The 25,766-nt window shown below is 62.9% G+C and carries 30 protein-coding genes; 18 read left to right on the top strand and 12 right to left on the bottom strand.

Annotated features, from left to right (window positions below):
* Nucleotides 1-7 precede the first annotated feature (7 nt).
* The 3 genes from gorA to DyAD56_RS09455 all read left to right on the top strand — a co-directional run bounded on the left by gorA (nucleotide 8) and on the right by DyAD56_RS09455 (nucleotide 2,643).
* Nucleotides 8-1,354, top strand: coding sequence for a glutathione-disulfide reductase (gorA, locus tag DyAD56_RS09465; protein WP_102302502.1), 1,347 nt, complete (start codon nucleotides 8-10; stop codon nucleotides 1,352-1,354).
* 43 nt (nucleotides 1,355-1,397) lie between these two features.
* Complete coding sequence (gene hutG, locus DyAD56_RS09460) at nucleotides 1,398-2,180, top strand: N-formylglutamate deformylase (protein ID WP_102302501.1); 783 nt, start codon at nucleotides 1,398-1,400, stop codon at nucleotides 2,178-2,180.
* Between the two features lie 196 nt (nucleotides 2,181-2,376).
* Nucleotides 2,377-2,643: a hypothetical protein gene (locus DyAD56_RS09455; RefSeq protein WP_102302500.1), complete on the top strand. Its 267-nt coding sequence runs from the start codon at nucleotides 2,377-2,379 to the stop codon at nucleotides 2,641-2,643.
* 69 nt (nucleotides 2,644-2,712) lie between these two features.
* Here DyAD56_RS09455 and DyAD56_RS09450 read toward each other — a convergent pair whose 3' ends face one another.
* The 7 genes from DyAD56_RS09450 to asnS all read right to left on the bottom strand — a co-directional run bounded on the left by DyAD56_RS09450 (nucleotide 2,713) and on the right by asnS (nucleotide 8,804).
* Nucleotides 2,713-3,132, bottom strand: a complete 420-nt coding sequence (locus DyAD56_RS09450) for a Rid family hydrolase (protein WP_102302499.1) — start codon at nucleotides 3,130-3,132, stop codon at nucleotides 2,713-2,715.
* On the bottom strand, nucleotides 3,129-3,797 hold the full coding sequence (gene can, locus DyAD56_RS09445) for a carbonate dehydratase (protein ID WP_102302498.1): 669 nt from the start codon (nucleotides 3,795-3,797) through the stop codon (nucleotides 3,129-3,131). Before can ends, DyAD56_RS09450 begins: the two co-directional genes overlap by 4 nt.
* A 10-nt stretch (nucleotides 3,798-3,807) precedes the next feature.
* Entirely contained in the window at nucleotides 3,808-5,259 is a 1,452-nt protein-coding gene (locus tag DyAD56_RS09440; RefSeq protein ID WP_199178926.1) for an aldehyde dehydrogenase, read from the bottom strand.
* A gap of 80 nt (nucleotides 5,260-5,339) precedes the next feature.
* The gene (locus DyAD56_RS09435; protein WP_102302497.1) at nucleotides 5,340-6,128 is read right to left on the bottom strand and encodes an SDR family oxidoreductase; all 789 of its coding nucleotides are present in this window, start codon (nucleotides 6,126-6,128) and stop codon (nucleotides 5,340-5,342) included.
* A gap of 26 nt (nucleotides 6,129-6,154) precedes the next feature.
* Entirely contained in the window at nucleotides 6,155-6,469 is a 315-nt protein-coding gene (locus tag DyAD56_RS09430; RefSeq protein ID WP_102302496.1) for a hypothetical protein, read from the bottom strand.
* 38 nt (nucleotides 6,470-6,507) lie between these two features.
* Entirely contained in the window at nucleotides 6,508-7,386 is an 879-nt protein-coding gene (locus tag DyAD56_RS09425) for a MalM family protein (RefSeq protein WP_102302495.1), read from the bottom strand.
* Nucleotides 7,387-7,403: 17 nt separating this feature from the next.
* The gene (gene asnS, locus DyAD56_RS09420; protein WP_102302494.1) at nucleotides 7,404-8,804 is read right to left on the bottom strand and encodes an asparagine--tRNA ligase; all 1,401 of its coding nucleotides are present in this window, start codon (nucleotides 8,802-8,804) and stop codon (nucleotides 7,404-7,406) included.
* Nucleotides 8,805-8,939: 135 nt separating this feature from the next.
* Here asnS and DyAD56_RS09415 point away from each other — a divergent pair, with 135 nt between their 5' ends.
* From DyAD56_RS09415 to DyAD56_RS09370, 10 genes are all read left to right on the top strand, one after another.
* Nucleotides 8,940-9,266, top strand: coding sequence for an iron-sulfur cluster assembly accessory protein (locus tag DyAD56_RS09415; RefSeq protein ID WP_102302493.1), 327 nt, complete (start codon nucleotides 8,940-8,942; stop codon nucleotides 9,264-9,266).
* A 172-nt stretch (nucleotides 9,267-9,438) separates the two neighbouring features.
* Nucleotides 9,439-9,876, top strand: coding sequence for a 30S ribosomal protein S6 (rpsF, locus tag DyAD56_RS09410; protein ID WP_102302492.1), 438 nt, complete (start codon nucleotides 9,439-9,441; stop codon nucleotides 9,874-9,876).
* A 14-nt stretch (nucleotides 9,877-9,890) separates the two neighbouring features.
* The gene (gene rpsR / locus DyAD56_RS09405; protein ID WP_017462785.1) at nucleotides 9,891-10,121 is read left to right on the top strand and encodes a 30S ribosomal protein S18; all 231 of its coding nucleotides are present in this window, start codon (nucleotides 9,891-9,893) and stop codon (nucleotides 10,119-10,121) included.
* 107 nt (nucleotides 10,122-10,228) lie between these two features.
* Nucleotides 10,229-10,678 carry a 50S ribosomal protein L9 gene (rplI, locus tag DyAD56_RS09400; protein ID WP_102302491.1) on the top strand — a complete coding sequence of 150 codons (450 nt, stop codon included), beginning with the start codon at nucleotides 10,229-10,231 and terminating at the stop codon, nucleotides 10,676-10,678.
* Nucleotides 10,679-10,874: 196 nt separating this feature from the next.
* The gene (locus DyAD56_RS09395; RefSeq protein ID WP_102302490.1) at nucleotides 10,875-12,302 is read left to right on the top strand and encodes a replicative DNA helicase; all 1,428 of its coding nucleotides are present in this window, start codon (nucleotides 10,875-10,877) and stop codon (nucleotides 12,300-12,302) included.
* A 149-nt stretch (nucleotides 12,303-12,451) separates the two neighbouring features.
* Nucleotides 12,452-12,604 carry a DUF3309 family protein gene (locus tag DyAD56_RS09390; RefSeq protein ID WP_102302489.1) on the top strand — a complete coding sequence of 51 codons (153 nt, stop codon included), beginning with the start codon at nucleotides 12,452-12,454 and terminating at the stop codon, nucleotides 12,602-12,604.
* Between the two features lie 11 nt (nucleotides 12,605-12,615).
* Nucleotides 12,616-12,831, top strand: coding sequence for a hypothetical protein (locus DyAD56_RS09385; RefSeq protein ID WP_102302488.1), 216 nt, complete (start codon nucleotides 12,616-12,618; stop codon nucleotides 12,829-12,831).
* 200 nt (nucleotides 12,832-13,031) lie between these two features.
* Nucleotides 13,032-14,120, top strand: coding sequence for an alanine racemase (alr, locus tag DyAD56_RS09380; RefSeq protein ID WP_102302608.1), 1,089 nt, complete (start codon nucleotides 13,032-13,034; stop codon nucleotides 14,118-14,120).
* Nucleotides 14,121-14,239: 119 nt separating this feature from the next.
* Nucleotides 14,240-15,622 carry a DNA repair protein RadA gene (radA, locus tag DyAD56_RS09375; protein WP_102302487.1) on the top strand — a complete coding sequence of 461 codons (1,383 nt, stop codon included), beginning with the start codon at nucleotides 14,240-14,242 and terminating at the stop codon, nucleotides 15,620-15,622.
* 117 nt (nucleotides 15,623-15,739) lie between these two features.
* The gene (locus DyAD56_RS09370) at nucleotides 15,740-16,303 is read left to right on the top strand and encodes a hypothetical protein (protein ID WP_102302486.1); all 564 of its coding nucleotides are present in this window, start codon (nucleotides 15,740-15,742) and stop codon (nucleotides 16,301-16,303) included.
* A 32-nt stretch (nucleotides 16,304-16,335) separates the two neighbouring features.
* Here the strand turns inward: DyAD56_RS09370 and DyAD56_RS09365 are convergent, their stop codons facing one another.
* From DyAD56_RS09365 to ccsA, 3 genes are read right to left on the bottom strand one after another with little or no spacing between them, the layout of a single operon-like run.
* A complete protein-coding gene (locus tag DyAD56_RS09365) occupies nucleotides 16,336-16,944 on the bottom strand; it encodes a glutathione S-transferase family protein (RefSeq protein ID WP_102302485.1) in 609 nt (202 codons plus the stop codon).
* 11 nt (nucleotides 16,945-16,955) lie between these two features.
* A complete protein-coding gene (gene purU / locus DyAD56_RS09360; RefSeq protein WP_102302484.1) occupies nucleotides 16,956-17,816 on the bottom strand; it encodes a formyltetrahydrofolate deformylase in 861 nt (286 codons plus the stop codon).
* 7 nt (nucleotides 17,817-17,823) lie between these two features.
* A complete protein-coding gene (ccsA, locus tag DyAD56_RS09355; protein ID WP_102302483.1) occupies nucleotides 17,824-18,624 on the bottom strand; it encodes a cytochrome c biogenesis protein CcsA in 801 nt (266 codons plus the stop codon).
* 173 nt (nucleotides 18,625-18,797) lie between these two features.
* Here ccsA and ffh point away from each other — a divergent pair, with 173 nt between their 5' ends.
* The 5 genes from ffh to rplS all read left to right on the top strand — a co-directional run bounded on the left by ffh (nucleotide 18,798) and on the right by rplS (nucleotide 22,318).
* Complete coding sequence (ffh, locus tag DyAD56_RS09350) at nucleotides 18,798-20,180, top strand: signal recognition particle protein (protein ID WP_102302482.1); 1,383 nt, start codon at nucleotides 18,798-18,800, stop codon at nucleotides 20,178-20,180.
* Between the two features lie 142 nt (nucleotides 20,181-20,322).
* Nucleotides 20,323-20,577, top strand: coding sequence for a 30S ribosomal protein S16 (gene rpsP / locus DyAD56_RS09345; protein ID WP_038616072.1), 255 nt, complete (start codon nucleotides 20,323-20,325; stop codon nucleotides 20,575-20,577).
* Nucleotides 20,578-20,579: 2 nt separating this feature from the next.
* Nucleotides 20,580-21,095, top strand: coding sequence for a ribosome maturation factor RimM (gene rimM, locus DyAD56_RS09340; protein WP_102302481.1), 516 nt, complete (start codon nucleotides 20,580-20,582; stop codon nucleotides 21,093-21,095).
* Nucleotides 21,096-21,130: 35 nt separating this feature from the next.
* A complete protein-coding gene (trmD, locus tag DyAD56_RS09335; protein ID WP_102302480.1) occupies nucleotides 21,131-21,898 on the top strand; it encodes a tRNA (guanosine(37)-N1)-methyltransferase TrmD in 768 nt (255 codons plus the stop codon).
* Between the two features lie 27 nt (nucleotides 21,899-21,925).
* The gene (gene rplS, locus DyAD56_RS09330) at nucleotides 21,926-22,318 is read left to right on the top strand and encodes a 50S ribosomal protein L19 (protein ID WP_074552164.1); all 393 of its coding nucleotides are present in this window, start codon (nucleotides 21,926-21,928) and stop codon (nucleotides 22,316-22,318) included.
* 233 nt (nucleotides 22,319-22,551) lie between these two features.
* Here the strand turns inward: rplS and DyAD56_RS09325 are convergent, their stop codons facing one another.
* Nucleotides 22,552-24,594, bottom strand: a complete 2,043-nt coding sequence (locus DyAD56_RS09325; protein ID WP_102302479.1) for an EAL domain-containing protein — start codon at nucleotides 24,592-24,594, stop codon at nucleotides 22,552-22,554.
* 147 nt (nucleotides 24,595-24,741) lie between these two features.
* The gene (gene epmB / locus DyAD56_RS09320; RefSeq protein ID WP_102302478.1) at nucleotides 24,742-25,752 is read right to left on the bottom strand and encodes an EF-P beta-lysylation protein EpmB; all 1,011 of its coding nucleotides are present in this window, start codon (nucleotides 25,750-25,752) and stop codon (nucleotides 24,742-24,744) included.
* Nucleotides 25,753-25,766: the final 14 nt, after the last annotated feature.

The following is a 25,766-nucleotide window of genomic DNA, read 5'->3' as shown; positions in this document are numbered from 1 at the left end:
GAGCAGCATGGCGGAAACCTTTGACCTGATCGTGCTTGGCGGTGGCTCCGGTGGTTTGGCTACGGCCATTCGAGCGGCGCGCCACGGTGCCCGTGTGGCCTTGCTTGAACCGGGTGCGCTGGGTGGAACATGCGTCAACGTCGGCTGCGTGCCGAAGAAGGCGCTGTGGTACGCAGGGCAATTGGCGCGGGAGCAGCGGCTCGCGCTCGACTATGGTTTTGCGTTGTCGCCGGGTCCGCTCGACTGGGAACATTTTCGTCAGTTGCGTCAGCACTACATCGATGGCATTCGCCAGCGATATGCGGCGAACCTGGCGACGGCGGGCATCCAGGTATTCGCGGAGACGGGACGTTTTGTGTCCGCCGATATCATCGCCACGTCTGGCGGTGAGGAGTTGCACTCTGCGCGGATCGTGATCGCCACGGGTGGCCGCCCACGCCGGCTGGACCTACCCGGCTTCGATCTCGGCATGGTGTCGGACGACATCTTTGCACTTCGCTCATTGCCCAAGCGCATTGCCGTGATCGGCGGCGGCTACATCGCTATCGAGTTCGCGGGCCTGTTCAATGCATTGGGTAGCGAGGTGTCGCTGCACGTGCGTCGCCGGATGCTCACGGACTTCGATATCGAACTCGTGGACGCGCTGGAGCAGCACATGGGCGAGGCGGGGATCAGGGTGACCCGCCAAGTCGAGGTGACGGGCCTGCATCGCGAAGGCGACGCCATCGTGATCGACGACGCCGTGCATGGTCCCTGCGGCTCCTATGACGCTGTGCTGTGGGCAGTCGGCCGTATACCCAACAGCGAGCGACTGGACCTGGAAGCGGCAGGTGTGCGCGTGAATGAAGCCGGGTATGTCGTCACCGATACGTGGCAGAACACCAACGTCGACGGCATCTTCGCGGTGGGCGACATCACCGGGCGTCCCGAACTGACTCCCGTCGCCGTGGCAGCCGGGCGGCGCCTTGCGGATCGTCTGTTTGGCGGGCAGCCGGATAGCCGGCTGGATTACGACAACATTCCTAGCGTCGTCTTTGCTGAGCCCCCGTTGGCGATGGTGGGGCTCACTGAATCCGAAGCACGCGAACAGCATGGCGAACAGGTGCGTGTCTATCGGGCACGCTTCACGCCCCTGCAGTGGGCCGTCAGCGGACGACACTACAAGAGCCTTATGAAGATCGTCTGCGCAGGTGAGGACGAGCGCGTGGTCGGCATGCATGTGCTCGGCAGCGGTGCGGACGAGATGCTTCAGGGTTTCGCTGTCGCAATGAAGATGGGGCTGCGCAAGCGTGATCTCGACGCCACGGTCGCCATCCATCCGAGTTCCGCCGAAGAGCTGGTGCTGATGAGTTGATGCGGCGGGGACGAGGCACCGCCGGCCGCGCTAAACTCAAGCAATGACCGCCACCTATACGTTGCATCGCGGCACCGCGCCGCTGCTCATCAGCCTGCCGCATGACGGCAGCCACATTCCCGATGACATCGTTGCACGCATGCGGCCGAATGCGCAGCGCTCGGTCGATACCGACTGGCACGTGGGGCGACTGTACGAACCGCTCGCGAAGGCTTTGGGCGCCAGCGTCATCCGCCCGGCGGCATCGCGTTACGTGGTTGACCTCAATCGTCCCGCGGATGGGCAAGCGCTTTATCCGGGCAAGCGCGAAACCGGCCTCGTCTCCACGATCGGTTTCGATGGCGAGCCGCTCTATCTCGATGGCGATGAACCCACCGCCGAAGAAATGCAACGTCGGGTAAACGTCTACTGGCGCCCTTACCACGATGCGTTGTCGCAAGAACTTGAGCGTTTGCGCGTGGAGCACGGTCGTGTTGTGTTGTGGGACGGCCATTCCATCCGCAGCCATGTATCCATGTTGTTCGAAGGGCAACTGCCGGACTTCAACCTGGGTACGGCCGACGGCACCAGTTGTTCCGCCGCCTTGCAGGAACAACTCAGGGAAGCGCTGGAGGCCCAGTCCCGTTACAGCTTCGTGGTCAATGGACGCTTCAAGGGCGGCTACATCACGCGCCACTATGGCTGGCCTGCTGAAGGTGTGCAGGCGGTGCAATTGGAGTTGTCACAGCTCAACTATATGGATGAAGACAGTTTCGCGTATGCCGATGAACGAGCAGTGCGCGTGCAGGAGACCATCGCGCGGTTGCTGGCGCTATGTATCGCCTGATCGCAAAAACATTCGGTCGTTGTTAGGCGATTGCAATGTCAAGACGGCCAACGGGAAAATCTGACAACGACGCGAGAAAAGAGCAGTTCCGGATAACGCGGAAACATGCCATGTTTTAGGCGTCGCGCCGCTCGTGTCGCCGGGTTCCGGCCGGGTCCGCGACAGAACACAGATTCTTCAAGTCGAGGCTTATCACATGCGCAAGTTCGCGATCGCTTCCCTGCTCGTAGCGGGTGTGGCTCTTTCCGGTTCCCTGCTGGCGCAGACCGCAGCCCCGCAGCCTGCCGCCCCGCAGGCTGCGCCCGCAGCGGCCAAGCCGGCTTCGGCCACGCCTGCCGCCGCGCCGGCGCACCATCACAAGAAGAGCAAGACCGACAACAACGGCCAGCCCAAGCCAAAGGGCAGCAAGTCGCCCAAGCGCACGGCTAAGTCCACGTTGCCGCAGACCGAAGCCAGCCACTGAGTTCCGGTCAAAGAAAAGCCCCGGCGCGTCAGCGTCGGGGCTTTTTTCTTGCGCGCATACTGGGCGGTTTCAGGACTTGAGTGAGGCGATGCACTTCAGTTCGATGGCGATCGGCGTCGGCAACGCGGTGATACCTAGCGTGGTGCGACACGCGTCGACGCCGGCGAAATGCTCCGCGTAGAGCTTGTTGTAGGCCGGGAAATCGCCCGCCATGTCGGTAAGGAACACGGTGATGTCCACCAGGTCTTCCCAGCGTGCGCCGCTGGCTTCGAGAACAGCGCGCACGTTTGCGAACACTTGCCGGCATTGTGCTTCGATGTCGTAGCCGGCGAGCTTGCCTTCGCTGTCGTAGACATTCCCTGGAATGGCATTGCTGCCCGGCGTGCGTGGACCTACGCCGGAAAGGAACAGCAGGTCGCCCACGCGGCGCGCGTGCGGGTAGGCGCCTACCGGCGCTGGCGCTTGATCCGTGCGGACGACGTTGCTCATCGGTTGAACTCGGGGATGGTTCCCAGGCGCTGGAGCGCGCGCTCGTAAGCGGGCCTTAGCTCGTCACGTGAACTCACGTGCATGCCCATGTCGTTCACATGGCCATCGAACAGGCTGTAGCACCACGCGTGCACGGAGAGCTTCTGACCGCGCTCCCATGCGTCCATCACCATGGTGGTGTGGCAGACGTTGACGGCCTGTTCCATCGCATTGAGCTCGCACAGGCGGGCATTGCGCAGATTCATCAGGTCGATCGAGGTAAGCAGCTTCGAATGCTTCTGCGCCACATCACCCACGTGGCGCAGCCAGTTGTCGACCAGGCCCATGCGGCGTTCGTCCAGCACTGCCTGCACACCGCCGCATCCGTAGTGACCCACTACCAGGATGTGCTCGACCTTGAGCACGTCGACGGCGAACTGAATGGTGCTGAGGCAGTTGAGATCGGTGTGCGACACGACGTTGGCGACGTTGCGCTGCACGAAGATCTCGCCCGGCGGCAGGTCCACGATCTGCGTGGCGGGCACGCGCGAGTCGGAGCAGCCGATCCACAGATATTTGGGGGCTTGCTGCTGAGCTAGACGTTCGAAGAATCGCGGGTCCTGTTCGACCATGGTGGCGGACCACACGCGATTGCTGTCGAGAAGATTTTGGAGGGGGTTTTTCACGGCAGCATTCTCAGTAGCGTATGCAAATATTTTTGGGCTCGGTGAAGAAGCGCAGCGCTTCCGCGCCACCTTCGCGGCCGAGGCCGGATTGCTTGGTGCCACCAAAGGGCGTGCGCAGATCGCGCAGCAGCCAGCAGTTGGTCCACACGATGCCAAAATCCAATTGGGCGCCGAAACGGTGCGCGCGCGACAGGTCACGCGTCCATACCGATGCAGCGAGCCCGTAGCCGGTGCCATTGGCGATGGCGAGGGCTTCCGCTTCGTCCTCAAAGGGAATCAGGCTCACCACGGGTCCAAAGATCTCGTGCTGGTTGGTGGCGGTATCGCTGCCCAGGCCGTCGATGACGGTGGGGGCGACAAACCAGCCACTAGCACAGCGCCCATCCACGGTGATGGCTTTGCCACCGCACAGAATGCGCCCGCCTTCTTCGCGTGCCGTGGCGATGCAGCCCATGACCTTGTCGAAGTGTTCGCGCGAGACGAGCGCACCGAGGTCGCTGTTGTTTTCGTTCGGATCGCCGACGCGTAGTGCTTTAACGCGCGCAAGGTAGCGTTCGCGAAACGTTTCATGGATGGAGCGCTGCACCAGCAGGCGTGAACCGCACAGGCAGATCTCACCTTGGTTGGCAAAGCCTGATCGCACGATGGTGTCGAGATTGGTGTCGCTGAGGTCCGCGTCTTCGAACACGATAGCCGGGTTTTTGCCGCCCAGTTCCAGCGATACCTTCTTGAACTGTGGCGCGGCGACGGCGGCGATCTGCGCACCGGTGCGCGTGCTTCCCGTGAACGACACCGCCTTTACCGCCGCGTGTTCGACGATGGCCTGCCCCACGCTGGGGCCGCGTCCCTGCACGATGTTGAACACACCGGGCGGGAAGCACGCCTCGATGCTTAGCTCGCCGAGCAGTGCGGCCGTGCACGGTGTGATTTCCGATGGCTTGGAAACCACGGTGTTGCCGGCAGCCAGCGCAGGGGCGATCTTCCAGGTAAACAAATACAGCGGCAGATTCCATGGGCTGATGCAGCCAACCACGCCGAGTGGCTGGCGCAGCGTGTAATTGATCGCCCCGATTTCCATGGCATGCGATTCGCTGCTCCAGCCCATGATGGCGGCGGCGAAGAAGCGTAGATTGGAAACCGCACGGGGAATATCGAGATTGCGTGCCTGGACCAACGGCTTGCCGCTGTCGCGCGACTCCAGCGCGACGAATTCGTCCGTACGCGCCTCGACCAGATCGGCGAGTCGATACAAGAGACTGGCACGCTGCTCGGTCGGCGTCGCGGCCCAGCCGGGGGCGGCCCGCCGGGCAGCGGCCACGGCGTCGGCGACGTCATCAGAAGTGGAGTCGGGACAGTGTGCGAAGACCTGGCCGGTGGCCGGCTCGAACACGTCCAGCCAGCGATCGTTGCGTGGCGCCTGGAGGCGGCCGTCGATCAGATTGGCGAGGCGCAAGGTAGGCATCTGAGCAAGCTTAAGGCCTGGGGTCTTCAATTGCACCGGACGCGAGCGTATGCGGCGCGTGACGATGCGCAACGATGTCGTCAGCTCAGGGAGCGGGTCCTGCCGCCATCCACCGCAATACTCACGCCATTCACGTAGGCCGCAGCCGGCGTGCATAGGAAGGCGATCACAGCGGCCACTTCGGCGGCGTCGCCAAAACGACGGGCAGGTACCGTGGACAGCATGCCCAGCGCGACGTCTTCCTCACTGCGTCCGCTGCTGCGCGCCTGTGCGGTGAGCAGTCCATCCAGACGTGCGGTGCGCGTGTAGCCGGGCAGTACGTTGTTGACGGTGATGCCATCGGCGGCCAGCTCGCCGGACAAGGTCTTGGCCCAGCTCGCCACGGCGGCGCGCACGGTATTGGATACGCCCAAGCCGGCGATCGGCTCCTTCACCGACGTAGAGATGACATTGACGATGCGGCCGTAACCACTGGCGCGCATGCCGGGAAGCAACCCCTGCACGAGGGTCTGACCAGCCAGCAGGTGCTGGCGGAAAGCCGTCTCGAAGGCGTCGGCGGTGGCTGTGTGGGCAGGACCGCCCGGCGGACCGCCCGTGTTGTTGATCAGAATCTCGACCGGATGGTCCGCCACGATGTCCGCCAGCGCGTCGCGCAGGTTGTCCGTCTGGGCCATGTCCACGGCAAACCATCGATGCTGCTGATCGTGCTTGTGGGGCAGGGCCTCCGCGACGGCTTTCAACGTATCCGCGGAACGCGAGAGAAGGGTGACGCTGGCGCCCAGTTCAGCCAGCTCGATGGCGCTGGCGCGGCCAATGCCCTGCGAGGCACCACATACCAGGGCGCGACGTCCGCTCAGATCCAGTTGCATCGATGTCTCCCCTTAGGAAAGTGCGATCAGCGCGCGGTGTACTGCACGGCAAGTGCGCCGAACCAGCACAGCCACGCGGCCCACGGACTGTAGCGCCAGACCTGGCGCCAGCGGGTAACGGAGCCGTCTTCCAGTGCGGGCAGTACGGGCGACCGCAGCGCCAACTGCAGGCGCATCCACGTGCGCAACGCGTTGGTGGGCTGGCCGTCGCTCTCGGCGATGATCTTCCACTCGTTCGGGTGCCGGCTGCGCAGGAGCGACGCAACGCGGTATTGCGCGCCGAAGTGCAGTACGAAACAGATGGCGCCGGCCAGGAGTAGCGAGAGATAAAGCTGAATCATGCCGTGCCTGTTGTTGGTGAAGGCCTGCGGATGCGAACTCAGCCCTTGGCTGAGTCGTTTGTCGCGGGCGAGGAATTCGTATTGTTTGTGCTGCTGGGCGATGCTGCAGGCTTGGCTGCATTGCTCTTGTCACCGTCGCTGCCGATGCCGGGCAGGGGGATCGCATCACGCAGGGTGCTCAGCACACCGTTGCCCTGCTCAGGCTTGGCGCAGATGGCGTTGTTCTGGGCGTCCTGATAGGCCTTGTCCATCATGCCGATCCACACCGTGCCGTCGGGCCCGTGCGGCACCTTGAACGTGCCGGCGGCTGCCATCTTCACCGGCGCCTCGGCCGAGAACGCCGCGGGTGACTGCTCCCAGTAGGTATTGCCGGCCTGCTGTTTGGCTGAGCTGTACAACACCAGGTAACGCGCGCGATTGTCGGTGACATCCACGCTGCCGAAGGCACCCGTGGTGTCGTCTGTCCAGCCCATGTGCTCGCACAGGCTCAAGTCCTTGCTGTCGATCGGCTGGAAAGCGTCGTCCAGTAGCACAACGGTTGGCGCGAACAGATAGCTCGCGCGCAGCCAGCGGCCGTTCAATTCCGACTTCACGGCAACGCGGTAGGGCATCTGCGTTTCGCGAGGCAGGCTGAAGCTCAGGAAGTAGCTGCGGTCGCCATTGAGATTGGCGACCATGCTGCCCGGGCCAAGTTCGAACTTCTTCGGCCGCCAGGGCAGCGAATCCTGGAAGGAGAAATCGGCAAAGGTGCTGCAGCAGGGGGTGGCCTGCTGCAGAGACTTCTTCGCCTGATCGAGGCCGGAATTGTTGTTCTCCGGCGGACGCAGGTTGGGCGGTACCAGCGCTTTCACGCTGCAGCCGCCCACCAGCATGGCGGACACGAGAAGGGCAGTGGCGATGATCAGTCGATAGCGCATAACTCAACCGTGGAAGATCAGAATTCAGCCGTCCCTGCCGCACGGGGATAGGGGATGGCATCGCGGATGTTGGACAGGCCACACACGTAGACCAGCAGGCGCTCGAAACCGAGGCCAAAGCCGGCGTGCGGCACGGTGCCGTAACGGCGCAGGTCACGGTACCAGCCATAAGTGGCGGGATCGAGTCCAAACTGGGTCATGCGGCGGTCGAGGTAGTCGAGGCGCTCTTCGCGCTGCGCGCCGCCGATGATCTCGCCAATGCCCGGCGCCAGCACGTCCATCGCGGCGACGGTTTTGCCGTCGTCGTTCAGGCGCATGTAGAAGGCTTTGATCTGCTCGGGATAGTTCATCACTACCACCGGGCGGCCGATGTGCTTTTCGGCGAGATAGCGCTCGTGCTCGGTTTGCAGATCGATGCCCCAGGCCACCGGGAACTCGAATTTCTGGCCCGAGTTCTTGAGGATCTCGATGGCGTCGGTGTAGTCGATGCGTTCGAACGGTTTGGAGACAAAAGCTTCCAGACGGCTGATCGCGTCCGGCAACACGCGCTCAGCGAAGAACGCCATGTCATCCGCGCGCTCTTCCAGTACGGCCTTGAAGATAGCCTTGAGGAAGCCTTCGGCGCAGTCAGCGTTATCGTTGAGGTTGGCGAAGGCGATCTCCGGCTCCACCATCCAGAACTCAGCGAGATGGCGGGCGGTGTTGGAGTTTTCCGCGCGGAAGGTCGGGCCAAAGGTGTACACCTTGCTCATCGCCAGGCAGTACGCCTCAAGGTTGAGCTGACCGGACACGGTGAGGAAGGCTTCGCGGCCGAAGAAATCCTTGCGGAAATCGATCTTGCCGTCCGGCATGCGGGGCAGGTTGGCCAGGTCCAGCGTGGACAGGCGGAACATGTCGCCCGCGCCCTCGGCATCGGACGTGGTGATGATCGGCGTGTTGATCCAGAAGAAGCCCTGCTCAGTAAGCCAGCGGTGGATCGCCGTCATCATGGTGTGGCGCACGCGGGTCACTGCGCCGAACAGGTTGGTGCGCGGACGCAGGTGCGCCACTTCGCGCAGGAACTCCATGGTGTGCGGCTTGGGTTGAATCGGGTAGGTCAGCGGATCGTCCACGAAGCCGGTGACCTCGACCGTATCGGCCTGGATCTCGAAGCGCTGTCCCTTGCCCTGTGACGGCACCAGTGTGCCGGTCACGATCAGGCCGGCACCGGTGGTCAGGTGCTTCACCTCGTTCTCGTAATTCGACACTTTGTCGGTGACGACCGCCTGGATCGGATCGAAGCAGGAGCCATCGGTCACATTCACGAAGGACAGGCCGCCCTTCGAATCGCGGATCGTGCGCACCCAACCGCGCACCGTGACGACACTGCCGGCTTCGATCGAACCGGAAAGAGCCTGCTTGACGCTAACCACCGCCATGGATTGAAACTCCTGCTGGGCGCCGCATATCGGACGCGTAAGTCGAACTGAGCATGATAATGTAGGTTCCGTTCAGCTAGCGACACCTAGCGTCCGTTTTCCGACCGCCGAAAGGCCTCAGTAGTTGCATCGCCCATGACCATCACCATTACTCCCGCCGCCAGCGAACGCATGCGTTCCTTCCTTGCCGGTACCCCCGGTGCCGCAGGTGTGCGCTTTGGCGTGAAGAAGACCGGCTGCTCAGGTTTTGGTTACGTGGTCGACCTAGCTCAGGATCTGGGCGAGGGCGACGAGATCATGAACGTGGACGGCGTGCCGCTGATCGTCGAGGGCAAAAGCCTGCCCCTGATCGATGGCACGGTGATCGATTTCCAGCGCCAGGGCCTGAACGCCGCCTTTGTCTTCCACAACCCCAATGCCACGGGCGAATGTGGTTGCGGTGAGAGTTTCACCGTCGGCTGAGATTTGGCGCGAACGCAGCCGGGGCTGTCATCGACTTGCCCCAAACGGCTGAATTCCCTTACACTTCCGCTTCTGTCCATGCCTCAAAGGCGCGGATGGAACCTTGCCTCACCGCATAGGGCGGGAGGCTGCCAGGCCCGAAAAGGCCGCATCCACAAGGAGTTACCACACGATGTCCCTGCGACATTACGAAGTCGTGTTTCTGGTCCACCCTGACCAGAGCGAGCAGGTCCCGGCGATGATCGAGCGCTACAAGGCGCTGATCGAGACCGACGGCGGCAAGATCCACCGCTTGGAAGACTGGGGCCGCCGCCAGCTGGCGTATCCCATCGTGAACCTGGCCAAGGCTCACTACGTCATGCTCAACATTGAAGTGAGCCAGAACGCGCTGAACGAGCTCGAGTCGGGCTTCCGCTTCAACGACGCCGTGCTGCGCCACCTCGTGGTTCGCCGTGACGAAGCCGATACCGAGCAGTCCTTCATCCTGAAGTCCAAGGAAAAGGATGACGCCAAGTCCTCGCGTCGCCGCGATGACGACAGCGATGGTGACGAGCGTCCGGCTCGTCGTGACCGCGAAGAGCGCGACAACGATCGCGACAGCGACGACTGATCAGGAGCACAGACATGTCCAAGTTCTTCCGCCGCCGCAAGTTCTGCCGCTTCACGGCCGAAAAAGTCAAAGAGATCGATTACAAGGATCTCAACACCCTTCGCCAGTACGTGACCGAGAACGGCAAGATCGTTCCGTCGCGCATCACCGGCACCAAGGCTCGCTACCAGCGTCAGCTGGCGACCGCTATCAAGCGCGCCCGCTTCCTGGCTCTGCTGCCGTACACGGACAACCACGACGTCTAATAAGTCGTGGCATGCGCCGGGTGGTGACATCCGGCGCATCTCCAACTCTTCGGACAACCGTCCACGGCTGCGCCGGGCCCATCCGGTGCTAACGAAAAGGAACCACCATGGAACTGATTCTTCTAGAAAAAGTCCGCAACCTCGGCAACCTGGGCGACAAGGTCAAGGTCAAGCCGGGTTACGGCCGTAACTACCTCCTGCCGCAGGGCAAGGCCGTGCCGGTCAACGCCGCCAACCTCGAAGCTTTCGAGAAGCGCCGCGCCGAGTACGAAGCCAAGGCTGCCTCGCAGCTGTCCGGTGCCGAAGGCCGCAAGGCCAAGCTGGAAGGCGTCACGGTGACCATCGCCGCGAATGCCAGCCCGGAAGGCAAGCTGTACGGCTCGGTTGGCCCGCGCGAGATCTCGGAAGCCCTGCAGGCTGCCGGTCACGACGTGAACAAGGGTGAAGTGATCCAGGGCGAAGGCCCGATCCGCCACACCGGCGAGTTCGACGCCGTGGTCGCGCTGCACGCTGACGTGCAGACCCAGATCAAGGTGATCGTGGTCGGCGAAAAGTAAGCCGATCCATCGCTTGCAGTACCCAGACGGGCGCCTCCGGGCGCCCGTCTGCTTTTCCGTCGTTCGTTCCAGGTTATCCACAACGAACCACAGGTTATCCACAGAGTTATTGTCTCGTCGCCTGAGAGGGTGCCGCGTATGCTCTGTGCTCACGTAACGCCGCCGGCAATGCAGCGCTCCGCTGCGAGGAATCGCGATGTCCTTCGTTTCCGATCGTTCCGATCGCCCTGAGCGCCGCGGTCGTTCCGAGCGCAAACCTCCGTCCAGCATCGATGCCCTGCGTGTACCACCCAACTCGATCGACGCGGAACAAGCTGTGCTGGGTGGCCTCATGCTGTCCCCGGATTCGATGGACAAGGTGGCCGACCGCCTGAGCGAGCAGGACTTCTATCGCAAGGATCATCGCCTGATCTGGCGCGCCATCACCGAGTTGGCGGCCAAGGGCATGCCGTGTGATGCGGTAACGCTTGGCGACTGGTTCGAGGCCAACGGCCTGGCCGAGATGGTGGGCGGTGCGTCGTATCTGATCGAGCTGGCCAACACCACGCCGAGCGCGGCGAACATTGCCGCCTACGCTGAAATCGTTCGCGAAAAATCCGTGCTGCGTCAGCTGATCGATGCGGGCGTCGGCATCACCGAGGACGGTTACCAGCCCGAAGGCAAGAGCGTGCAGGAAGTGCTTGAGCGCGCAGAGCAAGCGGTGTTCAAGATCGCCGAGTCGGGTGCGCGCGGCAAGAAAGACACCGTGTCCATGCGTGAGGCGGTGAAGGACGCCTTCCGCATCCTCTCTGAGCGCTTCGAGAACAAAGGGCAGCTCACCGGTGTTTCCACCGGCTTTTCCGATCTGGACGAGCTCACCTCAGGTCTGCAGCCCTCCGATCTGATCATCGTCGCGGCGCGACCCTCCATGGGTAAGACCGCGTTTTCGGTGAACATGGCCGAAGCCGTGGCAATGCGTGGCAAGAAGGCCGTGGCGATTTTCTCGATGGAAATGTCGGCTTCGCAGCTGGCCTTCCGAATGATTTCCTCGGTGGGCCGTATCCATGCGCAGCATTTGCGCAACGGCGACCTCGCCGAGGAAGACTGGCCGCGTGTCACTAACGCCATCGCGCTGTTGTCCGAAGCCAAGATCTTCATCGATGACACGCCGAGCTTGTCACCGGTGGAATTGCGTTCGCGTTCGCGCCGACTGCATCGCGAGCACGGCGGCCTCGGGCTTATCGTCATCGACTACCTGCAGCTAATGCAGGTGCCGGGCATGAATGAAAATCGCGCGACTGAAATCTCGGAAATCTCGCGCTCGTTGAAGGGTCTCGCCAAGGAGCTCAACTGCCCGGTGATTGCGCTGTCGCAGTTGAACCGCTCGCTGGAGCAGCGTGCCGATAAGCGCCCCATGATGTCCGACCTGCGCGAATCCGGCGCTATCGAGCAGGACGCGGACGTGATCATGTTCATCTACCGCGACGAGTACTACAACAAGGAATCGCCCGATAAGGGCCTCGCGGAAATCATTATCGGCAAGCAGCGTAACGGTCCGACTGACACGGTGAAGTTGACCTTCCTTGGCCACTACACCAAGTTCGAGAACTACGCGCCCGACTCGTTCGTCGGCGCCTTCGAATAAACAACGATGCATCACGTACAGGCGCGTTCCGTTATAGGAACGGCGCCTGTACTGCATTGCGTCTATGCATGCTCTACACATGAATCCCGTGCGGCATTCACATGTCGCGGCGCAGCCTCGTAGCTGGTTCCCCACACGAGGCACGACACATGTCGCTGATTCTTCTGCTCATCATCGTGTTGCTCTTGCTCGGCGTACTGCCGACATGGCCATACAGCCGTGCATGGGGCTATGGCCCGAGCAGTGGCCTGGGCTTGATTGTGATCGTCCTGATCGTGTTGTTGGTGCTGCGTGTCATCTGAGAGGTGCCGCCATGAGCCGAACCATCATTTCTACATCGCTGATTGCCGCTTGCCTGGCGCTGGCCGGCTGCGGCAGCAGTACCCGCGTCGTGCAGAACAATGACACCTGTGGCAAGCAGATGACGGACCTGCAGAGCGCGCTGGCGTCCGGTGCCATGACCCAGCACGAATACGACAAGGCGCGTCAGGTCGCGATTGAGCGCTGCGATTCCCACGACAACCGTTGAGTGGGTGCGGCTACCGGTGAGGGTAGCCGTTGCCCGGGGAATGCCACGGTGGCGCCCCGGGAGTGCCGGACCGGAACGTTAGGTTGGGCGCGTTGGGCCGGGTCGTCCCGGACAAGGCTGGTAAGCTTCCCGCCTTGTCCGAGGTTATCCGGCCTATTTTTCCGCCCATTTTCATCGCGTCCAAAGGGCGCCAGGCACGCATGAGCCGTACTACCGTCGCCACGATCCACCTGGGCGCCTTGCGCCACAATCTTGCGCGCATCAAGCAGATGGCCGCGCCAGCCAAAGTCATGGCTGTGGTCAAGGCCGACGCCTATGGGCATGGTCTTGAACGTGTGGCGCGCGCGTTGGATGGTGCTGCTGATGCCTTCGCTGTCGCGGCGCTGGGCGACGGCTTGCGGTTGCGTGCGGCGGGGCATCGCCAGCGGATCGTCGTGTTGTCGGGGCCTGATCAGGCGAGCGATATCGCTGAAATGCAGCGGCTGAATCTGGACGCTGCCATTCATCATGAAGAACAACTGCACTGGCTGAAGGAAGCTTCGCCGTCGCGCGGTCCCTTGCGTGTGTGGTTGAAGGTGGACAGCGGTATGCATCGGCTAGGCTTCGCGCCCGAGGCCGTGGCTTTTGTCCATGCGCAGCTGGCATCGATGCCAGGCATCGATCCCGAGATCGGCCTGCTGACGCATTTCGCTGAATCCGAAGTGTTCGACGGTGCGGAGACGCCCGCGCAGATCGCGCGTTTCGCCGAGGCGACACGCGGCTTGCAAGGGCCGCGCTCGCTCTCCAATTCCGCGGCGGTGTTGGGCTGGGCCGATGCGCGCGGCGATTGGGTGCGCACGGGTGGTTTGCTGTATGGCTTGTCGGTGGTTGACGGCAAAACCGGGGCCGATTTCGGCTTCCGTCCGGCGATGACGTTGAGCACGCGGCTGATCGCCATCAACCGCATTGGCAAGGGCGAACGCATTGGCTACAACGGCACCTGGACCTGCCCCGAAGACATGGCGGTGGGTGTGGCGGCCGTGGGCTATGGCGACGGTTATCCACGCAGCGCGGTCGCCGGTACGCCTGTGCTGGTGGGCGATCGACAGGTGCCGTTGATCGGCCGCGTGTCGATGGATCTGATCACGCTGGACTTGCGTGGTGCTCCGGATGCCAAGGTCGGTGATCGCGTGACGTTGTGGGGGCCGGAGTTGCCTGTCGAAATCATCGCGACGCAGGCTGGCACGATCTCCTACGACCTGACGTGTGGCATGACAAAACGCGTGTTGTTCGTCGAAGACGAAGGCTGAGCGCGCCGGGAGGTTCAGTCCCGCGTTTTTCCCGAGGTCGACTTTATCCGCGTCTCGCCGATTGCGATGGCGCCCCGTTAAGCTTGGACGTCTTCACGATGTACCCAGGAAAATGACGCATGGCCAAAGCCAAGACCGCCTATGTCTGCACCGATTGCGGAGCAGAGCACTCCAAGTGGCAGGGCCAGTGCGTGGACTGCGGCGTGTGGAACACCCTGAGCGAAATTGTGGTGCAGCCGGCAGTGAAATCGGCGGGTGCGGCGCGCAGCACCGCCGGCTATGCCGGTGCCGCCGCCGGCTCGCCCAAGGTAACCCCGCTGACGGCGGTGGCGCTCAATGCGGAAGTACGCACGCTCACCGGTATCGGCGAGCTGGACCGCGTACTGGGCGGCGGCCTGGTAGACGGCTCGGTAGTGCTGATCGGTGGCGACCCCGGCATTGGCAAATCGACGTTGCTGCTGCAGATGCTTGGCACGCTGGGATCTCGGGTGCCCAGCGTTTACGTGACCGGCGAAGAGTCGCTGGCGCAGGTCGCCTCGCGCGCGCAGCGCCTGGATCTGCCACTGGCGCCGTTGCACGCGCTGGCTGAAACCTGCATCGAGCGCATCATCGAGCAGGCACTGAGTAATCGTCCGCGTGTTTTGGTGATCGACTCCATCCAGACCATCTGGACCGAGTTGCTGACCGCCGCGCCGGGATCGGTGAGTCAGGTGCGCGAGTCCGCGGCCAAGCTAACCCGTTTCGCCAAGGAAACCGGCACGTCCGTTTTCCTCGTGGGACACGTGACCAAGGAGGGCGGCATCGCCGGTCCGCGCGTGCTGGAGCACATGGTGGACGCGGTGCTGTACTTCGAAGGCGAATCAGGCAGCCGCTTCCGCGTGCTGCGTGCCTTCAAGAATCGCTTCGGTGCGGTGAATGAGCTGGGTGTGTTCGCTATGTCGGAGAAGGGACTGCGCGAGGTGCCCAACCCGTCGGCGATCTTCCTGTCCGCGCACAGTGGGCCGACGCCCGGCAGTGCGGTGATGGTGACACGCGAAGGTACGCGACCGCTGTTGGTCGAGGTGCAGGCGCTGGTGGACCAGTCCTCGTTGGGCAATCCGCGTCGTGTTGCGCTCGGCCTTGAACAGAATCGCCTCGCCATGCTGCTGGCCGTGCTGCATCGGCATGGTGGCGTGGCGGCCTACGACCAGGATGTGTTCGTCAATGTGGTTGGTGGTATCCGCGTGCAGGAGACGGCCGCGGATCTTCCGGTGCTGCTGGCCGTGCTCTCCTCGCTGCGTGATCGCCCGTTGCCGGAGAAAACCATCGCTTTCGGTGAAGTGGGTTTGTCTGGAGAAATTCGCCCGGTACCCAATGGTGAGGAGCGCCTGAAAGAAGCGGCGCACCATGGGTTCCAAAGAGCCATCGTGCCCAAGGCGAATGCACCGAAAAAGGCAAAGGTGGGGGAGATGGAGATCGTCGCAGTGGAGCGGCTCTCTCAGGCGATCGATGCCTGCCGCTGAACGGTGATGAAGCAGCGTGTGGGAGTGGCACACGTGTTGTCCGCCGGGAATGGTTAGTCTGCGCTTCCCCAGGTCGATCAGGCAGGACGCTGTATGTACCGCAGGCGGAAGCGAGGGATGATGCGAGGATGGGTTGCCGTATTGGGCGTGTTTGTCGCCAGTGCGGTGCTGGCCCAGGATGCGACCAAACCCAATGAGGAGGTGACCGGCAAAGGTGGTCACTTTCTTCATTACAGTTCCACGCAGACCAATGTGGAGCTTGGCGAAAAGGATCAACAGACCCTGCAACGGGTGCGCGATCATCGTTACAGCGCGAGCCTTGATCCGGCGCTGGATGCCGCGGTGCAAACCTTACGCGAGCAGGGCTACGAAACGACCATGGTCGACCGCGAGTTCCATTTGGTCGAGGCGCGGCATAACGAAGTGCTGGTGAGTCAAGGCCGTGAGGTTTTGCGTGGCGTTTTGAAGGCAAAGGTGCCCTTGCCCAGCAAACCGGATCACCAGACTACCGAGGCACTGATCTTGTTGGAGCCCGCGCCCGACGGCCAGGGCGTATTCGCCAGGACGCGCTTTCGCCGCACCGTGTGGGACAGCAATGGCGATTCCCGCACCAGCGTGCTGAGCGACGCAGCGATCTACGACCAGTTCTACGGGGCGTTGGCTACCCACCTGTCGCGCTGAGCTGCGACTTGCGCTGTTATTGACTTGCGCTGTTATTCCGGCGGCAGCGCCTGGAAAGCCGGCAAATGCTCCGCGCGGAGCGAAAGCGCGCGGAGCGCAGGGTAGTCGCGCTGGCCTAACGCGTCGCGTGCAACGAGTTGGGTAAAGCGCCAGGCGACGGCCGTGCTGAGGTCCGCCTGGCTGAAATGGTCGCCGACCAGCCAATCGCCATGAGCGGCAGCGTGCAGCTCGAGCATGTCGTAGGCGGCGCGCAGTTGGCCTTCGACGCGGGCCAGCCAGTCGCTGTCGCGACGTTCCGGCACGCGCTTGTGCTCGTACACGATTTGCACGGATTTTTCGCTGGCGGTCAGCGCCATGCCGATCAGGCGCCATGCCTGCAATCGCTCGGTCGGCGCCACGGGCATCAGGCTGGGCGCGGTGCGCACGGACTCGGCCCATTCGATGATTAGCGAGGAATCAACCAGTAGCTCGCCGTCGTCACCAACCAGCGTCGGCGCCTTCACCAGTGGGTTGATCTGCTCGAACTCGTCGAAGTTGCGAAACACCGATAGCGAGCGGTGCTGGAACGGGATGCCCAGCATGCGCAGCGAAATCGCGGCGCGACGCACATAGGGCGAATCGAGCATGCCGATCAGTTCCACGCGGATCTCCGTCAAGAATGGAAGACGACCGTTTTCGCCTCGTTGAGCAGCACGCGGTCGTCGAGGTAAAGGCGCAGCGTGCGTGCAAGCACGCGGCGTTCGATGTCGCGGCCGATGCGGATCAGGTCGTCCGGCGTGTCGGCGTGCGTCACGCGCTCGATGTCCTGCTCGATGATCGGGCCTTCGTCCAGTTCGGCGGTCACAAAGTGGGCGGTGGCGCCGATCAGTTTCACACCGCGGCGGTGCGCCTGATGATACGGACGCGCACCCTTGAAGCCCGGCAGGAAGGAGTGATGGATATTGATGCAGCGACCGGTCAGCTTGCGGGCCAGGTCGTTGGACAGGACCTGCATGTAGCGCGCCAGCACAACCAGATCCGTGCTTGATTGCTCAATCAGCTGCCACAGTGCTGTTTCCTGTCCGTCCCGGTTGTCGCGGTTCACCGGCAGGTGGTGGAACGGGATGTCGTCGAGATCAAGGTGGCGATACGTGTCGCGCGGATGATTGGCGACGACGCCGGCGATATCCATCGGCAATTCGCCGATGCGCCAGCGATAGAGGATGTCTGACAGGCAATGGTCGAACTTCGATACCAGCAGCATCACGCGTCGACGCTGGGCGCGGTCACGCAATGCCCATTGCATGGAAAATTGCTTCGCGAAACCTTCGAAGTCAGAAGACAGCGCATCGAGGTTGCGCTCTGCATCCTCGAACACCAGGCGCATGAAGAACCGGCCCGTCTCCGCATCGCCAAACTGCTGCGCCTCGATGATGTTGCCACCCTGAGCGGCAAGGTGGTTTGACACTGCTGCCACGATGCCGGCGCGATCAGGACAGGAAAGTGTCAGGACGAACTGGCTAGCCGTGCTCATGGGTTGCTCATGGCGTGCGATGGAGTATCAGCTCCAGCACCGCCTTGGTGCCGAAGAAGGCCAACAGCAGCACGCCCATGCCGATCAGTGTGAGGTTCACCGCACTGCGACCGCGCCAGCCGTGGCGCCAGCGGCCGTAGAGCAGGGTGCCGAACACCAGCCACGCGATGATGGACAACACCGTCTTGTGGATCAGGTGTTGGCCGAACAGGTTGTCCACGAACAGGATGCCGGTGAGCAGGGTCAGCGTGAGCAACAGGAAACCCGTGCCGATCAGACGGAACATCAGGGTTTCGGTCAGCGTCAGCGGCGGTAGGGCGCGCAACCAAGGGCCGAACTGGCGATGGCGCAGCGCGCGCTCCTGCACCGCCAGCAGGATGGCCAGCACGGCGGCAATGGACAGCACGCTGAAGGCAAACAACGCCACGATCACATGCAGCTTGATCTGCCACTCCAATGGCAGCGGCGCGGTTATCGGCGCAGCGAACGTATCCAGTGCGAGCAGCAGCGCGGTCAGCGGGAACACGATGACGCCAAGCGCTGCGACCGGCCGCCAGATGTTCACCACTAGCGTCAGTGCGGACACCACGCAGGCCACCAGCGAGAGTGCGGAAAAGAAATGCAGGTCCAGCGAGCCACGATGCATGCTCAGCAGGGTGCCGGCGTGAATTACTACCGCACCACCCGCCAGTAGTAGTGCAGAGCGATTCAGCGGCTGCCCGCCACTCAACAGCGGCCGGGCCAGTGCCGTCGCTGCGGTGAGGTAAAGCACGATGGCGAGCAGAGCGAAGAAGACGATGGCGGCCATAGCGGACGAGTGTGGCATAGGGCCGGAAGTGGCGGGAGGGGTACGGCGTCGCGGCGGCGGATGCGGCACGATGGGTGCCCGGGCTCGCCATTTTGCGGGCTCCGCCGAGGGCCCCGAGACCCGGCCCCCAAGCCCGGCTATAATCGATCTCTTTCCGCCTACCGGCACTATCCATGTTCGAGTCCCTCAGCCAACGCCTCTCCGCCACCGTCAACCGCCTGCGCGGCCGCGGTCGCCTGACCGAGGAAAACATCCGCGAAGCGCTGCGCGAAGTGCGCATTGCCCTGCTGGAGGCCGACGTGGCCTTGCCGGTGGTGCAGGCGCTGGTTGAGCGCGTGAAGGTACGCGCAGTGGGTCAGGAAGTGCTCAAGAGCCTGTCGCCGGGCCAGGCGCTGGTGAAGGTGGTCAGCGACGAGCTGACGGCCGTGATGGGCACCGCGAATACTGAGCTCAACCTGGCGCAGCAGCCGCCCGCCGTCGTGCTGATGGCGGGCCTGCAGGGTGCCGGTAAGACGACGACGGTCGCCAAGCTTGCGCGCTTCCTCACCGAGCGCAAAAAGAAGAAGGTGATGGTGGTGAGCTGCGACGTGTACCGTCCGGCCGCTATCGAGCAGTTGCGCACGTTGGCAGAGCAGGTGGGTGTGAAGTTCTTCCCGTCGGAAGCGGGGCAGAACCCGGTCGACATCGCCAAGAACGCCATGGCTGCCGCGCGCCGCGAAGTGATCGACGTGCTGCTGGTCGACACCGCGGGTCGCCTGCATGTGGACGAGGCGATGATGGCGGAGATCAAGGCGCTACACGCTGCGATCACGCCGGTCGAAACGCTGTTTGTTGTCGACTCCATGACCGGCCAGGATGCGGCCAATACCGCCAAGGCCTTTGCCGAAGCCCTGCCACTCACCGGTGTGGTGCTCACCAAGACTGACGGTGATGCGCGCGGCGGTGCGGCGCTCTCGGTGCGTTACGTCACGGGCCGCCCGATCAAGTTCCTCGGCGCGGGCGAAAAGACCGATGCGCTGGAGCCTTTCCATCCGGACCGTGTGGCGCAGCGCATCCTGGGCATGGGCGACGTGCTGTCGCTGGTCGAGGAAGTGGAGCGTAAGGTCGACCAAGAGAAGGCGCAGAAGCTCGCAGAGAAGGTCATCAAGGGTAAGCGCTTCGATCTCAACGATATGCGCGACCAGCTCGAACAAATGAACAACATGGGCGGCTTGGCTGGCCTCATGGACAAGCTGCCGGGCGTTTCCGCACTGCCGGAAAACGTGAAATCCAAGGTCAATGACGGTGAGATCAAGCGCATGGTCGCGATCATCCAGTCGATGACCAAGAAGGAGCGTCGCCATCCAGACCTGCTCAACGGCTCGCGTCGCGCTCGCGTGGCGCGTGGTTCGGGCACTCAGCCGGCTGACGTCAACCGCCTGCTAAAGCAGTACATGCAGATGGAGAAGATGATGTCCAAACTCTCCAAGGGTGGTACCAAGGGCCTGCTACGCCAGATGCGCGGTGCCATGAAGGGCATGGGCGGCATGGGTGGAGGCTTCCCCCCGATGCGCTGAGTCTGAACAGCCCGGCTGGGATTTCTGGCCGGATTTGCCCCTCAGCTCTTCCTTTTTCCTCAGAATTCATTAAAATGCCGCGTTCACCGCGCACCGCTGCGTGCGTGCTGCCGGCATCCCGGCAACTCTGGAGCTTTTATTTATGGTCAAGATTCGTCTTTCGCGCGGCGGCGCCAAGGGCCGTCCGTTCTACCACATCGTTGTTACCGACCAGCGCAACAAGCGCGATGGCCGCAGCATCGAAAACGTGGGTTTCTACAATCCGGTGGCTTCGGGCAAGGACAAGCGCCTTGAGCTGAACGTTGCTCGCGTGCAGGAGTGGATTGGCAAGGGTGCGCAGCTGACCGATAAGGTCGCGTCCCTGGTCAAGGAAGCCGGCAAGCAGCAGGCTGCCTGAGTATGACGGCAGCCGGCCGGCGCGTCCTCGTCGGACGCATCGTCGGGCTGTACGGCGTGCAGGGCTGGCTCAAGATCGAATCTTGGACCGAGCCCCGCACGAAGATCTTCACCTACCAACCCTGGCTGCTCACGTCGGCGCCGGGTGTGGAGACGGAGATCACGGGAGTGAAGGGTCGTCCGCAGGGCAAAGGGCTTGTCGCTCAATTCCCGGCCGTGGACGACCGCGACACCGCAGCAGCACTGATCGGGCAAGACATCTACGTCGCTCGTGAGCTGCTGCCACCTCCCGGCAAGGATGAGTATTACTGGGTCGATCTCGAGGGTCTTGAGGTCGTCACCACGGAAGGCGTGGCATTGGGTCGAGTCAGTCATCTGTTCGCGACCGGCGCCAACGACGTCGTGGTAGTGAAGGACGGCACGCGCGAGCGGCTAGTTCCTTTCATCCAGGGATCTTTCGTGCGTTCGGTGGACTTGTCCGGCGGGTGCATGGTGGTGGACTGGGATCCTGAATTCTGAGCGCGCTAAGCGCTACCAAACAGGTTTGAGGATCTATGCGCATTGATGTCGTCACGCTGTTTCCCGACTTCATGCGTCAGTGTGCTTCGGTTGGCGTAGTCGGTCGGGCGCAGCAGCGGGAACTACTTCAGGTGGAAACCTGGAATCCCCGTGATTTCGCCACCGACAATTACCGTACTGTGGACGGCCGCACTTGCGGCGGCGGGCCTGGGATGGTGATGCTGATTCAGCCTTTGCGTGATGCCCTCAAGGCAGTGCGTGAGGCGGCACCGGAACCGGTGCATGTGGTTTACCTCAGCCCGCAAGGTGCGAGGTTGACGCAGGGTAGGGTGGAAGCGCTGGCGAAAATGCCGCGCATTGCTTTGCTTTGTGGGCGTTACGAAGGTGTGGACGAGCGTTTGCTGGCGCACGAGGTCGACGAGGAGCTTTCCATCGGCGATTATGTGTTGTCCGGTGGCGAGTTGGGCGCGGCAGTGATCATCGATGCCGTGGGCCGCTTGCAGGACGGTGCGTTGAATGACGCGCAGTCGGCGCAGCAGGATTCGTTTTCGGACGGACTGCTGGATTGTCCGCACTATGCAAAACCGGTGCATGACGCACTCGGCGACGTACCGGATGTACTGCTTTCCGGTGACCACGCGGCTATCCGCCGCTGGCGCCTTAAGCAATCGCTGGGACGGACCTGGTTGCGACGTCCCGATCTTTTGGCGCAGCGCGCGTTGGATGCAGAATCCCGAGCGCTGTTGGATGAATTCCGCCGCGAGCATGCTCAGCAGACGCGGCACGACGATACGGCCCATTAAGGGCGCAGTAAACAGACAGGTGTTGCCATGAACAAGATCATCGAACAGTTCGAAGCCGAGCAGATCACCCGCCAGCTGCCGGAGTTCGGCCCTGGTGACACCGTGGTGGTCAACGTGAAGGTGAAGGAAGGTAACCGCGAGCGCGTCCAGGCGTTCGAGGGTGTCGTCATCGCCAAGCGTAGCCGCGGCCTGCACTCGGCCTTCACCGTGCGCAAGATTTCGCACGGCACCGGCGTGGAGCGCGTGTTCCAGGCTCACAGCCCGGCCATCGACTCGCTGGAAGTGAAGCGTAAGGGTAAGGTCCGCGGCGCCAAGCTGTACTACCTGCGTAACCTGGAAGGCAAGGCTGCCCGCATCAAGGAAGACGTCGCTGCTGTCTCCGCAGCCAAGGCTGCCAAGAAGGCTGCTGCTGCCGAGTAATTCGGGCGTCTGCTTGTTGGTTTAAAGAGAACCCCGCGAAGGAATTCGCGGGGTTTTCATTTGTGGGGTTGCCTTGGCTTTTTCTCCCTCTCCCTTTTGGGGAGAGGGTAGAAAACTGAGGCGATAGTGCGCTATGCGCTTGCCCGGCTCGGGCATACGTCGGGACAATGATTGCGCTGACAATGGAGAGGCAAGACCGCGCCTGGGCCATCAACCTTTGACAACGCAAACGATCACGCCAACCTCTGCGGCTCCTGCAGAAAGTTACCCTGCACAAAGTCCACGCCACAGGCGAACAACAGCGACGTGCTCGCTGCATCCTCTACCCATTCGGCAATGGTCTGCTTCTTCAGCTCGCGCGCCTGGCGACAGATCTCGACCACCTTCTTCTGATTTTCGGCTTGCTGAGGCAGGTCGGCCATGTAGCTGCGGTCGATCTTCAGATAGTCCGCACTGATGTGGTTGAGCAATTGGAACGAGTTGAGCCCCGAGCCAAACTGTTCGAGCGCGAATTGTCCGCCAAGCTTCTGCCAAGCTTGTACGAACTCCTGCGAGGGTCGCAGTGCCGTCACCACCTTGCTCTCGGTCATTTCCAGTACTAGCTGGCCATGCTTGAGTGCCGCTTGGCGGAGGCGCTCGCCCAGCCAGGGCAGTAGCTCCTTGTCCGCCAGCGAGCCGGCGGTGAGCTTGACGAAGAACGTCGTCGGCGAGCCCATGCGATCGCGGGCGCGCAGGTGTTCGATCGCTTGATTCAGCACCCATCGGTCGATGGCCGGGGTGAGGTTGTGTTTCTCGGCGATCGGCATGAAGAAGCCGGGGAGTACCTCGCCTTGTGGCCCATTGAGGCGTAGCAGGATCTCGGAGAACTCGCCCTCGGCATCCTGCAGGCTGATGGTCTGCTGGTGATAAAGGACGAAATCGTTCTGTGTAAGCGCCTGGTTGATGACGCCCAGCCAGTAACGCTCGCGCTCCTCGTCGGCCTTTTCGCGGGCTGCGGGATCGTGCAGATCGCTGCGATTGCCGCCCTGGCTCTGTGCATTGCGCAGTGCCTGGCTCGCCTGGTTGAGCAGCAGCTCAGTGTTGGCGTTGCGCTCGCCGAGCAGGCTGCCGCCGGTGCTCGCGGTGATGGTGATGGAGCGGGTGCCGAGGTCGAAGATGCCGCCAGCGATGGCCTGCTGCAGCCCCGTGATCCACTGCTTGATGCCTTCATCATTGCGAGTGTGCAGCAGCACGCCCACCGTGTGCTCGGCTAGCAGGCCGGCGGTATCGTGGGCCGTGAGCTGGCTCTCCACGCGGTTGGCAAAAGCGGCCAGCAGTTCGTCCGCCTTGGCGAGACCAACGCCGGCTACGATGCTTTGCCAGTTGTCCGGCTCGATCAGTAGCAGCGACTGCCCCTTGGTGCCCTGCGAGGCGGCGGAGACAGCCTCGTCGACGCATTCGAGCATGCGCGCGCGGTTGAACAGGCCGGTGACTGCATCACGCTGCAGCTGTTCGATCACGCTGGTGTCGACCTTCTGCCGGCGGAATACCACCTGCAGGCAGGGCTCGCCCTCGAACATGGCGTGCGCGAACTCCACGCTTGCCTTGAAGCTGGTGGCATCGGCTCGGCGCGCCTGCAGCTCGATCACCCCGGCGGGCTTCTCGCCCTTGGAGAGTCCCTTGAGCGTGCCCTTGAGTTCGTCGGCATCACTGGGGCTGATCATGTCCAACAAGGGCAGGCCGAGCAGGTCGTCGAAATCCGTGTAGCCGAAAGTATCGAGATAGGCCTGGTTGGCGCGGACGTGCATGCCTTCGTGTACGTAGGCAATGGCGTCGGTGGAGGAGTCGAGCAACGCGTCGCAGCGTCGCTCCGACTCGCGCAGTGCAGCTTCCAGGCGACGCACCTGACGGCGCATGTTGAGAGCGTCGAACTCGCGCTGGATGACCGCCATCAGCTGTTTGGGCTGTGGCCGCAGTGCCACGCTGCGCGCGCCGTTGACGAAAAGCTCGGTGATCGCTGCGTTGTCGACCTGGCTGACGAGCGCGATCAGCGAAAGGTCGCGGCCATGCGCATCAAGCATGCGCGACACTTCGCGCAGTTCGAGCGTGCCGACGGAAGGGTCGAAGAGGACGATGTCCGGGCCCAGTTCGTCGAGTGCCGCCGTGACCTGTTCGGCGCTGGTGGCGCGCCCGGGCCTTACGGCGATGCCGCTGTTGCGCAGCAGGCTAATGATCTGTTCCGCGTCTTCGACTGACTTCTCGATGAAAAGGATCTTGATGACCTGGTCAGTTTTCATGGGCTCGCCGAGCTATTCCGTTGTGCGCCGCTGCTTGCCTGAGATGACAGGAGGGCGGGCCGTCCGTGGGTTTTAGCGGATTCCGCCGGCCGCTGCCAGCAGAAATATTCCGGTAGTGACGTAACCCACAACTGTACTGTGGATCTGTTACACAGGTCTCTTCGAGGGTTCGCCGCCGACTTCGCGAACCAGCTTGGGTACCAGGTAACCCGGCAGTCGATGCCGGACCGCCTCGATGAGGGCGAGGGCGCGTTCGTCGTCCACCTCGAAGTGTGCAGCTCCCTGCACGCGATCGAGCTGGTGCAGGTAGTAGGGCAGCACGCCCGCGGCGAACAGGCGCTCGGACAGGGCGGCCAGCGTGTCGGCATCGTCATTGATGCCACGCAGGAGCACCGACTGATTGAGCAAGGTAGCACCGGCATCGCGCAGGCGGGCGCAGGCGGAATCCACCGCCGTGTCGAACTCGTTAGCGTGATTGGCGTGGAGTACCACCACCTTCTGCAGCGGAAGCTGAGCCAGCCACTGGCCGAAGGCCTCGTCAATACGTTCTGGCAGCACGACGGGCAGGCGTGTATGGATGCGCAGGCGGGTGACGTGCGGAATCTCGGCCAGTCCCTGCGTAAGCTCCGCCAGCTTGGACGTCGCCAGCGACAGTGGGTCTCCACCGGAAAGGATCAGCTCACTGATCGAGCTGTCCTCACGCACGTGCTCCAGCGCCTTGCGCCATTGGCCGGCGGCGGCCATCTCGTCGCCATAGGGAAAATGGCGGCGGAAGCAATAGCGGCAGTTGATCGCACAGCTGCCGCTGGCGATCAGTAGGGCGCGGCCCTCGTACTTGTGCAGCACGCCCTGGGCGGAGCGGGCCGCCATATCGCCCACGGCGTCGGTGCCGAAACCCGGGATCACGTCATGTTCCGCCAACTGGGGCAGAACTTGCAGGAGCAGGGGGTCACTGGGGTCACCTTGCCGCATGCGGGCCACGAAGCCCCGCGGCACGCGTACGGCGAAGCCGGCATCGTCCACGGGCAGGCGGTCGGCCAGATGCCTCAGGCCAACGAGGTCCAGCAGTTCGCGTGGGTCCGTCACGGCCTCGCGCCAGAGCGCGCGCCAGTCGGGTCCGGGCGGTGATAGGCGGGCGGCGCGGCTTGCGGTTATCATAGGAGGTCATGAAT

It is taken from the genome of Dyella sp. AD56 (assembly GCF_002878475.1).
Taxonomy (GTDB): Bacteria; Pseudomonadota; Gammaproteobacteria; order Xanthomonadales; family Rhodanobacteraceae; genus Dyella.
This window is presented reverse-complemented; position numbering and strand designations above follow the sequence as displayed.

Excerpts from the sequence above, each read along its gene's own strand:
- alr (WP_102302608.1), top strand. The coding sequence starts at position 13,032 with ATGAGCCGTACTACCGTCGCCACGATCCACCTGGGCGCCTTGCGCCAC.
- rimM (WP_102302481.1), top strand. The coding sequence starts at position 20,580 with ATGACGGCAGCCGGCCGGCGCGTCCTCGTCGGACGCATCGTCGGGCTG.
- gorA (WP_102302502.1), top strand. The coding sequence starts at position 8 with ATGGCGGAAACCTTTGACCTGATCGTGCTTGGCGGTGGCTCCGGTGGT.
- DyAD56_RS09395 (WP_102302490.1), top strand. The coding sequence starts at position 10,875 with ATGTCCTTCGTTTCCGATCGTTCCGATCGCCCTGAGCGCCGCGGTCGT.
- DyAD56_RS09435 (WP_102302497.1), bottom strand. The coding sequence starts at position 6,128 with ATGCAACTGGATCTGAGCGGACGTCGCGCCCTGGTATGTGGTGCCTCG.
- radA (WP_102302487.1), top strand. The coding sequence starts at position 14,240 with ATGGCCAAAGCCAAGACCGCCTATGTCTGCACCGATTGCGGAGCAGAG.
- epmB (WP_102302478.1), bottom strand. The coding sequence starts at position 25,752 with ATGATAACCGCAAGCCGCGCCGCCCGCCTATCACCGCCCGGACCCGAC.
- DyAD56_RS09450 (WP_102302499.1), bottom strand. The coding sequence starts at position 3,132 with ATGAGCAACGTCGTCCGCACGGATCAAGCGCCAGCGCCGGTAGGCGCC.
- ffh (WP_102302482.1), top strand. The coding sequence starts at position 18,798 with ATGTTCGAGTCCCTCAGCCAACGCCTCTCCGCCACCGTCAACCGCCTG.
- purU (WP_102302484.1), bottom strand. The coding sequence starts at position 17,816 with ATGAGCACGGCTAGCCAGTTCGTCCTGACACTTTCCTGTCCTGATCGC.
- DyAD56_RS09425 (WP_102302495.1), bottom strand. The coding sequence starts at position 7,386 with ATGCGCTATCGACTGATCATCGCCACTGCCCTTCTCGTGTCCGCCATG.
- rpsR (WP_017462785.1), top strand. The coding sequence starts at position 9,891 with ATGTCCAAGTTCTTCCGCCGCCGCAAGTTCTGCCGCTTCACGGCCGAA.
- DyAD56_RS09455 (WP_102302500.1), top strand. The coding sequence starts at position 2,377 with ATGCGCAAGTTCGCGATCGCTTCCCTGCTCGTAGCGGGTGTGGCTCTT.
- DyAD56_RS09390 (WP_102302489.1), top strand. The coding sequence starts at position 12,452 with ATGTCGCTGATTCTTCTGCTCATCATCGTGTTGCTCTTGCTCGGCGTA.
- trmD (WP_102302480.1), top strand. The coding sequence starts at position 21,131 with ATGCGCATTGATGTCGTCACGCTGTTTCCCGACTTCATGCGTCAGTGT.
- rpsF (WP_102302492.1), top strand. The coding sequence starts at position 9,439 with ATGTCCCTGCGACATTACGAAGTCGTGTTTCTGGTCCACCCTGACCAG.
- rplS (WP_074552164.1), top strand. The coding sequence starts at position 21,926 with ATGAACAAGATCATCGAACAGTTCGAAGCCGAGCAGATCACCCGCCAG.
- DyAD56_RS09325 (WP_102302479.1), bottom strand. The coding sequence starts at position 24,594 with ATGAAAACTGACCAGGTCATCAAGATCCTTTTCATCGAGAAGTCAGTC.
- asnS (WP_102302494.1), bottom strand. The coding sequence starts at position 8,804 with ATGGCGGTGGTTAGCGTCAAGCAGGCTCTTTCCGGTTCGATCGAAGCC.
- DyAD56_RS09430 (WP_102302496.1), bottom strand. The coding sequence starts at position 6,469 with ATGATTCAGCTTTATCTCTCGCTACTCCTGGCCGGCGCCATCTGTTTC.
- hutG (WP_102302501.1), top strand. The coding sequence starts at position 1,398 with ATGACCGCCACCTATACGTTGCATCGCGGCACCGCGCCGCTGCTCATC.
- ccsA (WP_102302483.1), bottom strand. The coding sequence starts at position 18,624 with ATGGCCGCCATCGTCTTCTTCGCTCTGCTCGCCATCGTGCTTTACCTC.
- rpsP (WP_038616072.1), top strand. The coding sequence starts at position 20,323 with ATGGTCAAGATTCGTCTTTCGCGCGGCGGCGCCAAGGGCCGTCCGTTC.
- DyAD56_RS09385 (WP_102302488.1), top strand. The coding sequence starts at position 12,616 with ATGAGCCGAACCATCATTTCTACATCGCTGATTGCCGCTTGCCTGGCG.
- DyAD56_RS09440 (WP_199178926.1), bottom strand. The coding sequence starts at position 5,259 with ATGCCTACCTTGCGCCTCGCCAATCTGATCGACGGCCGCCTCCAGGCG.
- rplI (WP_102302491.1), top strand. The coding sequence starts at position 10,229 with ATGGAACTGATTCTTCTAGAAAAAGTCCGCAACCTCGGCAACCTGGGC.
- DyAD56_RS09370 (WP_102302486.1), top strand. The coding sequence starts at position 15,740 with ATGATGCGAGGATGGGTTGCCGTATTGGGCGTGTTTGTCGCCAGTGCG.
- DyAD56_RS09415 (WP_102302493.1), top strand. The coding sequence starts at position 8,940 with ATGACCATCACCATTACTCCCGCCGCCAGCGAACGCATGCGTTCCTTC.